13 protein-coding genes are annotated in these 13807 nt (G+C 61.7%); 9 read left to right on the top strand and 4 right to left on the bottom strand.

Annotation, left to right across the window (positions count from 1 at the left end):
• The first annotated feature begins 3 nt into the window (after positions 1-3).
• The 9 genes from ABGN05_RS09630 to ABGN05_RS09590 all read left to right on the top strand — a co-directional run bounded on the left by ABGN05_RS09630 (position 4) and on the right by ABGN05_RS09590 (position 9017).
• Entirely contained in the window at positions 4-492 is a 489-nt protein-coding gene (locus ABGN05_RS09630; protein WP_367953788.1) for a (2Fe-2S)-binding protein, read from the top strand.
• 15 nt (positions 493-507) lie between these two features.
• Entirely contained in the window at positions 508-1398 is an 891-nt protein-coding gene (locus tag ABGN05_RS09625; RefSeq protein WP_367953787.1) for a polysaccharide deacetylase family protein, read from the top strand.
• A gap of 34 nt (positions 1399-1432) precedes the next feature.
• Entirely contained in the window at positions 1433-2614 is a 1182-nt protein-coding gene (locus tag ABGN05_RS09620; RefSeq protein ID WP_367953786.1) for an MFS transporter, read from the top strand.
• Between the two features lie 481 nt (positions 2615-3095).
• On the top strand, positions 3096-4289 hold the full coding sequence (locus tag ABGN05_RS09615) for a tyrosine-type recombinase/integrase (RefSeq protein WP_367953785.1): 1194 nt from the start codon (positions 3096-3098) through the stop codon (positions 4287-4289).
• A 468-nt stretch (positions 4290-4757) separates the two neighbouring features.
• Positions 4758-5207 (top strand): PqqD family protein, encoded by a 450-nt coding sequence (locus ABGN05_RS09610; RefSeq protein ID WP_367953784.1) that lies wholly within the window; start codon positions 4758-4760, stop codon positions 5205-5207.
• Complete coding sequence (locus ABGN05_RS09605; RefSeq protein ID WP_367953783.1) at positions 5197-6258, top strand: hypothetical protein; 1062 nt, start codon at positions 5197-5199, stop codon at positions 6256-6258. The genes ABGN05_RS09610 and ABGN05_RS09605 overlap by 11 nt, the downstream gene beginning before the upstream one ends.
• On the top strand, positions 6255-6995 hold the full coding sequence (locus ABGN05_RS09600) for a glycosyltransferase family 2 protein (protein WP_367953782.1): 741 nt from the start codon (positions 6255-6257) through the stop codon (positions 6993-6995). Before ABGN05_RS09605 ends, ABGN05_RS09600 begins: the two co-directional genes overlap by 4 nt.
• Positions 6992-7690, top strand: coding sequence for a glycosyltransferase family 2 protein (locus ABGN05_RS09595; RefSeq protein ID WP_367953781.1), 699 nt, complete (start codon positions 6992-6994; stop codon positions 7688-7690). Before ABGN05_RS09600 ends, ABGN05_RS09595 begins: the two co-directional genes overlap by 4 nt.
• A gap of 13 nt (positions 7691-7703) precedes the next feature.
• Entirely contained in the window at positions 7704-9017 is a 1314-nt protein-coding gene (locus ABGN05_RS09590) for a nucleotidyltransferase family protein (RefSeq protein ID WP_367953780.1), read from the top strand.
• Here the strand turns inward: ABGN05_RS09590 and ABGN05_RS09585 are convergent.
• The 4 genes from ABGN05_RS09585 to ABGN05_RS09570 all read right to left on the bottom strand — a co-directional run bounded on the left by ABGN05_RS09585 (position 9001) and on the right by ABGN05_RS09570 (position 13768).
• Positions 9001-9798: an NAD-dependent epimerase/dehydratase family protein gene (locus tag ABGN05_RS09585; protein ID WP_367953779.1), complete on the bottom strand. Its 798-nt coding sequence runs from the start codon at positions 9796-9798 to the stop codon at positions 9001-9003. The genes ABGN05_RS09590 and ABGN05_RS09585 overlap by 17 nt on opposite strands.
• Positions 9799-10154: 356 nt before the next feature.
• On the bottom strand, positions 10155-12047 hold the full coding sequence (locus ABGN05_RS09580) for a bifunctional sugar phosphate isomerase/epimerase/4-hydroxyphenylpyruvate dioxygenase family protein (protein ID WP_367953778.1): 1893 nt from the start codon (positions 12045-12047) through the stop codon (positions 10155-10157).
• A gap of 24 nt (positions 12048-12071) precedes the next feature.
• Positions 12072-13283 carry a CaiB/BaiF CoA transferase family protein gene (locus ABGN05_RS09575; RefSeq protein WP_367953777.1) on the bottom strand — a complete coding sequence of 404 codons (1212 nt, stop codon included), beginning with the start codon at positions 13281-13283 and terminating at the stop codon, positions 12072-12074.
• A 26-nt stretch (positions 13284-13309) separates the two neighbouring features.
• Complete coding sequence (locus tag ABGN05_RS09570) at positions 13310-13768, bottom strand: MaoC family dehydratase (protein WP_367953776.1); 459 nt, start codon at positions 13766-13768, stop codon at positions 13310-13312.
• Positions 13769-13807 lie beyond the last annotated feature (39 nt).

The raw sequence follows: 13807 nt of genomic DNA, 5'->3' as shown, positions 1-13807 counted from the left end.
TCGATGGACAAGCATCCGCTCCAACTGACGGTCAACGGCCGTCGCCATTCCGTCGCCGTGGCGCACCGCAAGACGCTGGCTGACACGCTGCGCGAGGATTGCGGCCTGACCGGCACGCATGTGGGCTGCGAGCACGGCGTCTGCGGTGCCTGTACCGTCATCGTCGACGGGGAAACGGTCCGCTCCTGCCTTATGTTCGCCCATCAGGCGCAAGGTCTGGCGGTACGCACCGTCGAAGGACTGGCCGAGGGTGAGAAACTGCATGTGCTGCAGGAAGCCTTCATGGAGCACCACGCGCTGCAATGCGGGTTCTGCACGCCGGGTTTTCTGATGCTGGTAGTCGGCGCTTTCGAGAGGGACCCCGACATCGCTGACGCGGAACTGATAGAGATCCTGTCGTCGAATCTGTGCCGCTGCACCGGCTACCAAAACATCATCAAGGCCGTGCGGTCGGTCGCTGGAAAGCTGCGCGTTTCGCCGAACCAGACCTGATCGAAGGAGGCTACGATGCCGCTGATCCAGTTAAGCCACCACGATCGCTACGCCTATGAGCCCATAACGGAGCGCCCCGATTTCAGCTGGCCGGGAGGAAAGCGGCTCGCCGTGGCGATCTGCAACAATATCGAGGTGTTCAGCTTTCTGTCGGGCCTCGGGAGCGACAGCGCCTCGGTGACCGCCCCTCAGACCACACGAAACTACGCCTGGCGCGACTACGGCAACCGCGTCGGCCAGTGGTATCTTTTCGACCTACTCGACGAATATGGAATGCCGGCCGCGCACAACGTCAACGCGCTGCTCTTCGAGACCTGCCCGCAGATCGCCGAACGTATCATCGCCCGCGGCGACGAGTTTGTCGGACACGGGCGCACCAACGCCGAAAGGCAGGACGTTCTCCCGGAGGACGAAGAGCGCCAACTCATAGCCGAAGCCACGGAGATGATGAAGGCGCGCACCGGCATCCAGCCGGCCGGATGGCTCGGTCCGTATCTGACGCAGACGCCGGTCACGCTCGATCTCCTCAAGGAAGCCGGCTACGACTACGTCCTCGACTGGCCGGCCGACGACCAGCCGTTCTGGATGCGGACCCGCGCCGGTCCGATCCTCTCCGTACCCTATTCCATCGAGGTCAACGACTCGCCCACTATGGTCTTCCGCCAGGAAGGTGCGTCCAGCTTCGAGCGCACAATGATCGACCAATTCGACGAGATGCTGCTCCAGTCGCGCAAGTGGCCTTTGGTCTACACGATTGTTCTCCATCCGTTCGTGATCGGCCAACCTTTTCGTCTTCGGGCACTGCGTCGGGCTCTCGAACACATCGCGGCGTCGCGTGACGACGTATGGATCACGACCCCCGGACAGATCGCCCGTCACTTCGCGACCGTGCGCCCGAGCGGCTGAAGCCGAAGCAATGCCGGCACCATCAAGGCGAGCGATGACGGCCACATATCTGTGCGGCTTTTTCAGTCTGAGCCTCCTGCAAATGGCGGCCCTCGCGACCCCGCTGCTTGGCGGAGCAATCGGGATCTCCGCCGCGACGCTCGGGATCATGGCCGGAGCCAGATCCCTGCTGCCGCTGGCCTACTCCATCCACATCGGTGCGTTGATGGATGTGGTCGGTGTCAGGCGGATCATCCTGATCTTCTCGGTTCTTTGCGCCCTGCTGCCGCCGCTTTATCCACTGACGAGCTCCATCCCCATTCTGGTGGCTCTCCAGCTCCTGCTTGGACTGGCCTCGGCGATTGTCTGGATGGCGGCCCAGACCGCGATCGCGCGTGTGAGCAACGGCGATACGCGCTATACCAGCCGCTTCTCTTTCATCACCGTCATCGGAACGGTCCTCGCTCCCTTGTTGCTGGGTTTCGTCTGGCAGGCCGGCGGCATCTGGGGCGGCTATGGGCTTATGGGGCTGTGGGGGCTTCTGCTCACCTGCTCCGCCCTGCTCTTCGTGCCGCGCAGTGCCACGGCGGGCCGTGGGCTGCGCCTGGGCGATTTCATACCGAGCCCCGCTGTCTATCGACGTGGTTGTGCACTGCTGCTGGAGCCCGTCGCCGCATTCATCATGGCATGCAGCTTCCTGCGGCTCGCCGCGTTCGGGATCGTGGAGTCATTTTACCCGGTTCTACTCCAGCAGAACGGGCATAGCCCGGTGCTTATCGGGGCGCTCGTGGCATTGGCCAATTTGGCGAGCTCTCCTGCGGCGCTGGTCGCGGGCTGGTGGGTGCGCGTCTGCCGGTCCGAGAGGAACGCCCTGGTCGCCTCGCTGGCCATCCTCATTGTATCTGTGACCGTGGTGCCGGTCCTTGGCTCGGTCTGGCTCCTCGGGCTGTCGATGACCTGTTTCGGTTTTGCACTGGGTGTCAGTCTGCCGCTTCTTCTGACCATGCTATCCCGCGGCATCGTTCCACAGGAGCAAGGCATTGCGGCCGGGCTGCGCGGAACGATCAACCGGCTCGCCGCCTTCGTGCTCCCGGTGGCGATGGGGCTGGTCGCGCAGGTGAGCGGCGTCGGCGGTTCCTTCTGGGTCGTCGGCGGCGCCCTGCTGGCGCTACTGGCATTGGTCGCGCTGCTCGCCGCTCGTTCAGCCAAATCGGACCGCTCCGGTCCAGCTTGGTGAGGAACGCGAAACCTGAAGCGGAAGCGTGGAAATGATGGCACCGAAACGCGGCACGTTCCCAACAAAGGTCTTCAGGGTCGGAAGCGGGAAAAGATCTATCCCGATTTGTCTTTGCCTTTCAGCATGTCGACAAAGGCAGCCGAATTATCGCGCTGGGAACCAAGGGCGACCATCTCGACAACCTCGATACAAGCTACAAGCGCGCGGCAGGCCAAATTGCCCGACCTGTGGAATTAGATCCTTCGCCGAGAATGTATGGAGTGGGATAAGGGCGAGGTGGAGCGAGATTTGCTTTGCTAGTTAATATCTTAGCACGGAAGACTGGCGGAGAGGGGGTCCGCTATACTAGTGTCCTTCCACGAGCCTGGCCGTTCCAGATATCATTGTAATATATGGCATTTTTCTATATACACGTCCTCACGTGTCCGCCGCTGTGTGTGGCTGTCCCCACTTTGAAGTGGGGAGAAAAGTGGGGAAGGTGATGGCTCGGGCAATCCACAAGCTGACCGATGCGGCAGTTAGAGCGGCGAAGGGCACGGGCCGGCATAGCGACGGCGGCGGTCTTTATCTCAACATCGCCCGCAACAACTCCAAATCCTGGGTGTTCATGTGGACCCCGAGTGGTGGCTCACGTCGGGAAATGGGCTTGGGTTCTTATCCCGCCGTATCATTGGCCATGGCGCGCAAGCGTGCTGAAACCAATCGCCAAACCATCGCAAATGGCCGCGACCCGATCGAAGATCGCAGGAAGGAAGCAGAGCCGACGTTTGCCGAGTGTGTCGATCAGTTCCTAGACAAATTCGAAGGCCAGTGGCGCAACGCAAAGCACAAGGCGCAATGGCGCATGACGCTCACCGACTATTGCAGGCCGATTGAAGCCAAGCGGGTATCCGAAATCGAAACAGCAGACGTACTGCGAATTCTCAATCCGATCTGGCAAGAAAAGCAGGAAACGGCTTCCCGGCTGCGGGGCCGCATCGAGCGCGTTCTGGACTTTGCGAAGGTGAAGGGCTGGCGATCGGGAGAGAATCCGGCCCTGTGGCGCGGCAATCTGAAGAACGTTCTTCCCGCTCGTCAGAAATTGCAGCGCGGGCACCATGCTGCAATGCCCTTTGACGCTGTTCCGGCTTTCGTTGTGCGGTTGCAAGTATCGGAGGCGATGGCGGCACGGGCTCTGGAACTCTTGATCCTGACTGCCGCGCGTTCCGGCGAAGTACTAGGTGCAAAGTGGGATGAACTCGACTTTGAAAAGCGGGTGTGGACGGTTCCGGCTGTTCGTATGAAAGCAAAGACCGAACACCGCGTTCCACTGTCATCCCGTGCCATAGAAATCCTGAAGCCGCTCTATGAGGCCCGTGTGTCGGACTATGTCTTCCCGGGCCATAAGGAAAACGGACCGCTTTCGGTAATGGCAATGACCATGCTCATGCGGAGGATGAAGGCCGACCGATATACGGTGCATGGCTTCCGAAGCGCTTTTCGGGATTGGGTTGGCGAGGAAACGCAGTTCCCGCGCGAGGTAGCAGAAGCCGCTCTTGCCCACCAAATCGGCAATGCGGTTGAACGGGCGTACCGGCGCGGTGATGCGCTGGAAAAGCGGCACAAGTTGATGGAAGCTTGGGAACGCTACCTGTTGCCAAAGGAGGTGAGTAAAGTGGTACCGCTTCGCGCATAGTGGTGAACGCCTGACGCTTGGTGCCTGACGTGGAAGTCCGCTCCCGTGGGGATTTCCGCCTGACCGCTTACGGGTGCAGAACTAGGAAAGCGGCCATTCAATTGGCTGCTGCACTTCGACTGCAACGCGCCCCCATGTCGGTCGTTCCTTAGTCTCACAGTAAATTCTCAAAGCTGCCCTCCAGATTTGAGAAACACCTCGTGTCCGGCGAGACCTCGTTCTTGACTTGGAGGCTTCACAAAAACGAGAATTTTGTGCATTCGTCGGAGAATAAGAAATTCCCAGAAGCAGCTCTCGCCCGCACTAGCCGAATGGGACCGCTCAAACGAAGCGCGTTGCGCGGCATGAAGTGAGGGGCTCAAGCATAACGTCCGCATTCGTTTTGTGGCAATGCAGCCGCGATGCCAGGACACGCAGTTGCCCGACTCGGAACGAGCCAATACAAGAGCGTGCACTCGGAGATTTGCTATGGCTACCGCCTTTGTTGCCAACAGTCCGGAGATCGCCGTCGAGAGTTTTGAAGACGGCACCGTCATGATCAATTTCCTGACCGGCCGCTATTTTTCGCTCAACCCGCTGGGTGACTTAATCTGGCTTTCGCTGGGCGATGGCGCGACTTCCGCTGAGATCGGCGCGAGCATCAAGTCCTACGGACTTTCCGGCACGCCGGAAGCGGACGAGCTGACGGCACAGATAGAGCATTTCCTCGATTTGCTGCGCGAACATCGTCTGGTGGCCGAGCGGCTGGGCGAGCGTACCGCCTTCACCGCTCCGGCCGTGCCGCACTTGACCGCGTATGAACGGCCGGACGTCCAGGTCTTCGACGATCTGGCAGACCTCATCCTGCTCGATCCAGTGCACGACGTGAACGAGCAATTCGGTTGGCCCGTCGTCAGAGATGCAGCCGTTGACGGTTGACCCGTTGCAGGAGCGAGCCCCTGTCGACTTCATCCGGGCAATTCTGAAAAGGGCCGCTGACGCCGCCAAGGCAAGCGCCGGCAGGTCTTTACGTCTGGGCCCGGTTGCCACACGCCTGCACGAGATCAGCGGCGGCGGCAATGATCTCGTAGACCGGATACTCCGAGCCGCGAAGGCGCCGGAGGCAGGCGTACCGGCGGCCCGAATGACTCTCATCGTCAGCGTCGGCACGGATAGCCCACTCGGCCCGCCGCCAGCCACCTGGCCTTTCTCCATCGACAGCCGCGCATCCTTCCAACGCACGGTCTGGTCGCCGCAAGACGGCGTCGCGCTGACATCTGACGAACAGACCGGCGTTTGGAACCTGATGGACCTTCGCGAACATATCGGGCTGTTGTGGATTGCAGACCCGCGACTAATACCAAGCTGGGAGTATGGCGCGCCGCTGCGGCACCATCTCCACTGGGTGGCGCTGCAGAGCGGAGCAAGCCTGGTGCATGCAGCGGCGTTTCTGTCGCCGGGCGGCGGGATCCTGTTGTCCGGGCCGGGCGGGTCTGGCAAGTCGACGACCAGTGTCGCCGCGCTGGCGGCCGGATGGAAAATCCTTAGCGAGGATCTGTGCTGGGCTGATGCCAGTGGCGCGGGCATCACCGTCCGCTGCACCTATTCCAGCCTGAAAGTCGCGGCGCAGTCTCGTTCTTCCTTCGCCTTCGTCGACGAGATCGTGCGCGGCCACGACCATGAAGAATTCGAGAAGACGTTGGTTTATCTCGACGGCGACGTCGCGAGAACCGCCGCCGAACGGATGAAGGGCATCTTCTGCCTATCGGGCGCCTTTGCGTCGAAGACGACGATCCGCCCGTGCAGTAAGGCCGTCGCTTTCCAGCTCGTGGCACCCTCGACGTTGTTTCTAATGCGCACCAGCGCGATGGAAACCGTGTCCGTGCTTCGAAAACTGATTGACCGGCTACCTGTTTTTCATATCACGCTTGGGGCCGACCCACGCGAAGCTATCGACGTGCTGGGGAGGTTTGCCGGAAGCCTGGAATGACATTTGAAATAAGCCTGATCATACCGGTTCGTGGCGACGGACCATTTTTGGGGCAGGCGCTGGAATCCGTGGCTGTGCAGGGCGTGTCGATCGCGGAATTGCTGGTGGTCGACGACGGCATGACACAGAAGGCCTTCGACGCGATCGCTCCGTTGGCCAATGAATTCGGCGACGTCAAAATCCTGCGAGGACCGCGAAGTGGACCGGCTGCCGCCCGCAACGTGGGACTTAGGGCGGCAACTGGGACCGTCATTGCCTTCATCGACGACGACGATCTTTGGCCTGATGGCAAGCTGCGCAAGCAATGCGGGATGCTTGCGCAGGACAGCGAATTGGAAGCGGTCGGCGGCCGCATTCACTGGTTTTCGCAGTGGGATGGTCGAGGCCGTCCGGTGCCGGCCGGCGACGATCTAAATGTCGTCCATGTCAACCTCGGCGCGTTCGTCTACAGGCGTGGCCTGTTCGACAAAATCGGCCTGCTCGACGAGGGATTGCTCTATTCCGAGGATGTCGACCTGTTGTTGCGCATGGTGGATAGCGATGTCGCCTTCGCCATTTTGGACGAGCCGATGCTGCACTACAGGCGCCACGCAGGCACGATGACGCATATCAGGACGCCGCGTGAGAAGGCCGATCTGAATCGGTCGCTGCTGGCTTCGCTAAAGCGTCGGCGCATCGGCGGCGCCGTACGGCCAGGCAAGCCGCTCGAGCATTTCCTGGTCAGGTGCGGTACGTGACCGCCTCGGTGATCATCTCGGCAAGGGACGCGGCGCGCACAATCGGTGAGACGCTGGATAGCATTGCCGCTCAGACGGCCGCACCGCTAGAAATAATCCTTGTCGACGATGGGTCGATCGATGAGACAGCCGACATCGCAGAACGGCACCCCGCTCGCGTCCATGTCGTGAGAAGTGTGAACCGCGGGCCCGCTGCGGCGGCCAACACGGGTGTCGGGCTTAGCCGAGGAAAATGGTTGGCCTTTCTCGACGCCGACGATCTGTGGATGCCCGAACGCCTCAGGCTTGCCCTGGATAAGGCCCATTCGAGCGGCTGCGACGCGGTCATGGGTTCGATGCTTGCCTTTCGGGACCCTGATACGCCACCTGAAGCGTTTGCCGGCTTACGCTATGTCGAAGGCGTCACGCAGGGGGCAGTAGTCGGCGCTCTTCTGGTGCGCTCGAGCGGGTTCAGGAGCCTGGGCGGATTCGACGAACGCTTTCGCACCGGCCATTTCGTCGAATTCATGGGCCGGTTCCGCCATGCCGGCCAAAGGCTCGAGACGATCCCCGACTGCATTTTGCTGCGGCGCATCCGCCCGGCAAGCCTCGGACGACGATCGGCCAGCGACGCGACGGGCGGCACAGACCGACTGTCCAAGGACTTCCTGCAAATTGCCCGCGAGGCGATACGCCGTCGCGCCGCCGGCAATTGAACGGCGTTTTCTCTTGAGCTTCAAACCGGATCCTTATCTCGAACGGTTGCTGCAATCGTTCCTGTGCAGGGGCGAGCAGGCGCGGCAAGCATTTGCCGAATGGGTTGGACACGGCAGCTTCGACGACATTCCGCCTTCGCATTTCCGTCAAATGGGGGAACTGGCCGCCGTGATAGATACGTTGGCGCCGGACTACCCCTATCGCTCGCGGCTGATGGGGCTAACGAAATATGTCTGGTCGAACAACATTCATGTGCTGCGACTGTGCCTGCCCGGTCTCGACCGGCTGACGACCGCTGGCGTGCCTACGCTGCTGCTGAAGGGTGGCGGCGTCATCGCCTCCACCCCGGACGCGCTGCACCGCCGCTTCATCCGCGACCTCGACATCATGGTCCATGAACCGGATATACCGAAGGCGGCGGAAGCGCTTTTTGCCGACGGCTGGCGCGCCTCGACAGGCCGCATTCCAGGCAGCGTGCGGGCGCAGCCCTTCGACAAGGTTATCGCCAACAACCCGCATGGCCAGAACCGCGCGGAGATTGACCTTCATCGCTCGGCGCTTCATTTCGGCCGCTACGGCGATTTCGACAAAAAGATGTGGGACAGGGCCGACCAGGGAAATCTGATGGGCCGCGCCGTCCAGTTCCCCGGCGCAACCAGCCGCGCCCTGATCGCGTCGATGCAGGGGTTGATCTACGACGTGGACAGCACCTTCGTCTGGGTGGTCGACGCGGTTAGGGCCTTGCGCGACCCAAAATTCTCCTGGTCGGATTTCTTGACCGAGATCCGCCGCAGAAAGTTGGAGCAGCATGCGTTACGGGTGTTGGACTATCTGCAGAGCGTTTTCGGAGTCGGCTTCGGCGAGGCGCAGCGCCAGCAGTTGAAACCGAATGCGCTGGACTTCCTTTTCAGCGCGGAACTTGACGCAATAGCGGCATCGCGCGAGCAGCGCGGCATTCGCGGTCGCGTGGATATGGCGTTGGCGGAATTCGCGCGGAGCAGATCGTTCGGGCGCCGGGTCGAGTTCAAGACGGATTTCGGAGTCAGGATGGCAAAGGTATCCGATCAGACCGAGCCGTTCGGGGTTGGTGAAGAATACCATTTCGGCACTGTTCAGGCGAAGAGACAGGTCGATCTGATAATCGAACTGCCGGTGACCGCCAAGGACCGACGCGATTTCGACCTGTGGCGCGGCGAGGTCTGGATCGCCCGTCTGAAGATAAAGCGACCCCACTTCGGCCAACCATCCCTGCACGGCCGCTGGCGCACAAAGGTGACCCTGAGGGATGATATCGCAGGCAATTTCTACATCAGCGCGGCAAATTGAAGAGCTTTCGAAAGCGCCTGCTTATCCGCCAGCCGAGAACGTCGAGACCGCCAATGCCGTCGCGGGGCTCGTAACGCAGGATCTTGCGGGCCCGCTCGATCGGCCAGCGGGAACCGGCGTTTCGAGATGTGGCGTTGCAGACGAGATAGTCGATCTCAGGCGCAAGCACCGCGCATTCGATTATCCTGCATAGGTCGCCGTCGCTGAGCCACAGCGAGCGGAGCAAAGGCGGTGCCGACAAAGCGCTGGATTTCTCATTGCGCGGCTGCACCCATCCGATGCGAAGACAGACGACGGATGGGAAGCGCTTGAGCTCTTCTTCGCACCAGGCTTTCGAGTGTCCGTATGGGGTCTGCGGAAGCGGCGGCAAGTCTTCCACGATCGCGATGTCTTTTCCCTCATAGTCCTTCATGACCCAACTGGAACTGGTGAAGACGATACGCCGAACGCCACGGGCGAGACACGCATCGACCACGGCGCGCGTGGCGACGATATTGGAATGGAGGCAGTCTGCTTGCGTTGCCTCGGCGCCGGCTGCGGCAGCAAGGTGGATGACTGTGTCGACATCCCGGAATGCAACGTCCCAGCCGGTATCGTAACCCAGATCGGCAAAGATAGTACCACCGACATCTCGCGACCTGTCGAGCAGAACGAGTTCGTATCCTGCCGCAGATAGATACTTGATCAGCTTGCGGCCGATAATGCCCTCCGCTCCGGTTATGAGCACACGCGGGCGGGCTGCTTTTGAGGTCTTCAAAGAGTCGGCCGAAGCATGGGACATGGCGAATTGCTACACCAGCCGATCCGCATGTGGAACACGCGCAAAACTGACAACAACCCTTTCCCAAACACACGTCAAAAGGGTGCTTCAACAGAAATCCACCCTAAACTGTCGGGAGCCCAGATTTCCTGTGTTCCTTCTAGGCGCGAGCTCTTGGATGTCTGATAACTCAGCCTAAAAATTGAAAGCAGACGGTCGACTGTCGGCCCCGCTGAAGACATTCGGGTTGGCCGCCACGGTCTAGCGGAGCTACTTCCTTCACGAAACGCTTGAACCGGGCCCGGCAGGCATTCCATCCATGCCGTACTGATACTGATACGCAGCGTAAGTTCGGTTGTGGAAGTCTTTACTAAGACCTACATCTTCGGCATGCCCTTGGGTCCCATGCGTCGTTTCTGGGCTGCGATGCGGAATGGTGCATTGGGGCCGCCATAGCCGGCGTATCCACCGCGGCGCTCGACGATCTCGAAGAAGAAGCCTTCGCCAAACATGGGCGTATAGATCTGGAAATATTCGGACGTTGAGTCGCGGTCGTAGAGGATGTTTTCCGCGCGCAGCCGATCGGAGAATTTCGGTTCCAGGCCGAAACGCGCCTCCAGGTCATCGTAGTAGTTGCGCGAGATCGACAGCGGCTCCAGGCTGTTGCGCCTGAGGGCGGCGGCTGCCGCGAAGATGTCGCTGGTAGCGAATGCCAGGTGCTGGATTCCCGATCCGAAGCTCTCGGCGATGAAGTGGCCGGCCAGCGTGCGCCGGTTCTCCGCACCGTTGAGCGTCAGCCTGAGCGAACCGTCCTCGTTCCCGATCACCTGGCTGCGAACCAGACCGGCGGGATCGACGATATCAACCACCGGTGTCTTCCGGGTCCGGAAGATCGAGGTGTAGAAGAGCACCCAGCTCAGCATCTCGTCGTAAGCCATGGTCTGCGCGACGTGGTCGATCGCCTTCAGCCCCGCGCCCGTCTCCGGCACGACGTCTTTCAAAGGCTCGAATTCGATATCCCACACCTTTGCGAGGTCCGACTTCGCGTCGATGAAGTAGATGACACCGCCGCCCACGCCGCGGATGGCAGGAATTGCGATTTCCCCAGGCCCAGGCGCCTGCTCGAATACTTCCGCGCCGAGCGCCTCCGCCCGCTCGACGGTCGCATTGGCATCCTGCACCTTCAGTCCCAGCGCATATGCCGACATGCCATGGACAAGGTGGGCGGAGTGCGCAAAGCCTTTCCGCTCGGTGTTCAGTACGAGGTTGATGTCGCCTTGCCGGAATAGCGCGACGTCTTTTGACTTGTGCCGCGCGGTTTCCCGGAAACCCATCGCTGTCAGCATCGAGGAGAGCTCAGCCGCTTCTTCCTCGTCAGCGGTGAACTCGACGAACTCGACACCCAGCACTTCGATCCGGTCGGGCATGTCCGGAACGGCGATGGACACATCTGGTTCGGCCCGCTTGACCCGATCCATCAGGTACACAAGCGAGCGATATCCGTCGACCGAAACGGTTTTTGGCGATCCGCCGCGAAACTGATCGTTGAAGATCTCGAGCGACAGCGTGCCGGAGTAGCCGGTCGCCGCGACCGCCCGCATGAACGCCGCCACCGGTAGATCGCCTTCGCCCGGCATGTTGCGGAAATGGCGGCTCCAGTAGAGCAGGTCCATCTCGATCAGAGGAGCGTCGGCGAGTTGGACGATGAAGATGCGGTCACCTGGTATGGATCGGATCGTGTCGGGGTCTATCCTGCGGGCGAGAGTGTGGAAGGAATCGAGAATCAGTCCGATGTTCTTATGATCGGCGCGGCGTACGATCTCCCAAGCATCCCGGTGGTCGCTGACATGCCTGCCCCAGGCCAGCGCCTCGTAGCCGACGCGCAGGCCGCGCCTGGCCGCCCGTTCGCCGAGTTCGCGAAAGTCGGCGGCGGCACGATCAATGCCGCCGAGCGACAGGGGCGAAACGTTGGAGCAGACGAGCATCAGGTCGGTGCCCAATTCGGTCATCAGGTCGAACTTGCGCTCGGCGCGGCTAAAGGTGCGGCTGCGCTGCGGCTCCGGCATGCCTTCGAAGTCACGGAACGGCTGAAACAGCGTAATCTCCAGCCCATGGTCGCGCACCATCCGACCGACGTCGGCCGGCGACCCGTCGAATGCGAGGAAGTCGTTCTCGAAGATCTCCACCCCGTCGAAGCCGGCGGCGGCTATTGCGGCGAGCTTCTCAGGCAAGTCGCCGCTGATCGACACGGTCGCAATCGAGGTCTTCATGACTCGTTCATCTCATCTATGGGCTCACGCCGAGTAGAGTGTGCCATTGGCCACCATTGCGTCGATCTCGGCCTTGCTAAAGCCCAGATCGGCCGCGATCTTGTGGTTATGCTGCCCGAGTTCGGGAGCAACCCGCGGCGCGAGCGGCTCGGAATCGGAAAAGTTGAAGGGAAGGTTGGGCAGGCGGATCTTGCCCAGCACCGGGTGGTCCTGCTCGACGATCATGCCGCGCGCCGCGATCTGGGGATCGTTCACCACCTGGTCGATGGTCTGGATCGGCGCGGACGGCACGCCGGCCTCGTCGAGCGCACGCGTGCAAGCCGCGACGCTCTCCTGCGCCATCGCCCAGTCGCGCACCAGCGGCAGGATCTCGGCGCGGTTGGCGTTGCGGCCGGCCGCGTGATGAAAGCGCTTGTCGGCGGCAAGCGCGTCGCCGCCGATGAGTTTCGCCAGCTTGATCCAGGCTTCGTCCACCTGGGCGGCGATGACAAGATAGCCGTCCTTGGCCGAAAAGATGCCGTAGACGGTCGAATCCGGCATGTCGTGGCCGGTCTGCACCGGAAGCTCGACGCCGCCGCTCATCGTATAGGCCTGGACGGCGAAATCGTGCATCGACACCATGCAGTCGTAGAGCGCCAGATCGATGTGCTGGCCCCTGCCGCTCGCGTGCCGGCCGTAGAGCGCCGCGCACACGGCGGCCACGCCGTGGATGCCGGTGTACATGTCGGCAAGCGGCATACGGAACAGCGGCGGCGGCTCGCCGGGCACGCCGATGATCGACATCGCGCCGCTCATCGCCTCGGCGATCAGGCCGAAGCCGGGGCGGCTGGAATAGGGCCCCGTCTGCCCGTAGGCCGAGATCGAGCAGTAGACGAGGCCCGGATTGTCCTTGGACAGAGAATCGTAGCCGAGGCCGAGCTTCGTCAGCGCGCCGGGCCGGTAATTTTCCACGAACACGTCGGCCGACTTCACCAGCCGCTGCATCAGGTCGACGCCCTGCTTCTGGCGCAGGTCGACGCAAAGCCCTTCCTTGCCCATGTTCTGCTGCAGGAAATAGCCGCTGTGGTCGCCGGTGAAATAGCCGTGGCGGCGGCCGGCATCGCCGAGCGTCGGGCGCTCGACCTTGATGACCTCCGCACCCATCGCGGCGAGCGAGCGCGACAGGAAAGGTCCGGCCAGAAAATGGCTGTAGTCGACGACGCGTATTCCCGTCAGGGGCAATGGTTGCTTGGTCATGTCATGTGTTCCCGGGATCTGGCGGTTCAGGCGGCGACGGCCTGGCTGCGCATCGGCAGCATCAGCTTGTGTTCGCCTTCCTGGACGATCTCGCCGTTCTGGTTGATCAGTTTCGAGGGCAGGACGACGATGCCCCAGCCCTTGCGGCGCGTCTCGCGCTTGCTCGCCACATGGAACTCGACATGCAGTTCGTCGCCGATGCGAATCGGCAGCCGGAAATCCCAGTTCCAGCCGAGCGACATACCGGGCTGGAAGCGCAGGTCGGCGCGCGTCTTCAGCCCGTCGGCGAGCGACAGCCCGAACAGCCCGTGCGCCACGCGTTCGCCGAAGGAGGATTTGCGGGCGTAGTCCTCGTCGGTGTGGACCGGCGTGTGGTCGCCGGTGAGATCGGCATAAGCCATGATCATCGCCGACGTCATCGTCACTTTCGGGCTGACGCCGGTCGCGCCGGTCTCGATCTCGTCGAAGAAGAGTTCCTGTGTCATGTCGTTGGCCTCGGTGCAGCGGTCTGAATTGAAATTCGC

Origin of the sequence: Aquibium pacificum (assembly GCF_040839445.1) — a bacterium.
Classification (GTDB): domain Bacteria; phylum Pseudomonadota; class Alphaproteobacteria; order Rhizobiales; family Rhizobiaceae; genus Aquibium; species Aquibium pacificus.
This window is presented reverse-complemented; position numbering and strand designations above follow the sequence as displayed.

What these genes read in the sequence shown, in the direction of transcription:
- ABGN05_RS09585 (WP_367953779.1), bottom strand. Translation starts at nt 9,798, where the DNA reads ATGTCCCATGCTTCGGCCGACTCTTTGAAGACCTCAAAAGCAGCCCGC.
- ABGN05_RS09580 (WP_367953778.1), bottom strand. Translation starts at nt 12,047, where the DNA reads ATGAAGACCTCGATTGCGACCGTGTCGATCAGCGGCGACTTGCCTGAG.
- ABGN05_RS09630 (WP_367953788.1), top strand. Translation starts at nt 4, where the DNA reads ATGGACAAGCATCCGCTCCAACTGACGGTCAACGGCCGTCGCCATTCC.
- ABGN05_RS09620 (WP_367953786.1), top strand. Translation starts at nt 1,433, where the DNA reads ATGACGGCCACATATCTGTGCGGCTTTTTCAGTCTGAGCCTCCTGCAA.
- ABGN05_RS09615 (WP_367953785.1), top strand. Translation starts at nt 3,096, where the DNA reads ATGGCTCGGGCAATCCACAAGCTGACCGATGCGGCAGTTAGAGCGGCG.
- ABGN05_RS09610 (WP_367953784.1), top strand. Translation starts at nt 4,758, where the DNA reads ATGGCTACCGCCTTTGTTGCCAACAGTCCGGAGATCGCCGTCGAGAGT.
- ABGN05_RS09570 (WP_367953776.1), bottom strand. Translation starts at nt 13,768, where the DNA reads ATGACACAGGAACTCTTCTTCGACGAGATCGAGACCGGCGCGACCGGC.
- ABGN05_RS09575 (WP_367953777.1), bottom strand. Translation starts at nt 13,283, where the DNA reads ATGACCAAGCAACCATTGCCCCTGACGGGAATACGCGTCGTCGACTAC.
- ABGN05_RS09600 (WP_367953782.1), top strand. Translation starts at nt 6,255, where the DNA reads ATGACATTTGAAATAAGCCTGATCATACCGGTTCGTGGCGACGGACCA.
- ABGN05_RS09625 (WP_367953787.1), top strand. Translation starts at nt 508, where the DNA reads ATGCCGCTGATCCAGTTAAGCCACCACGATCGCTACGCCTATGAGCCC.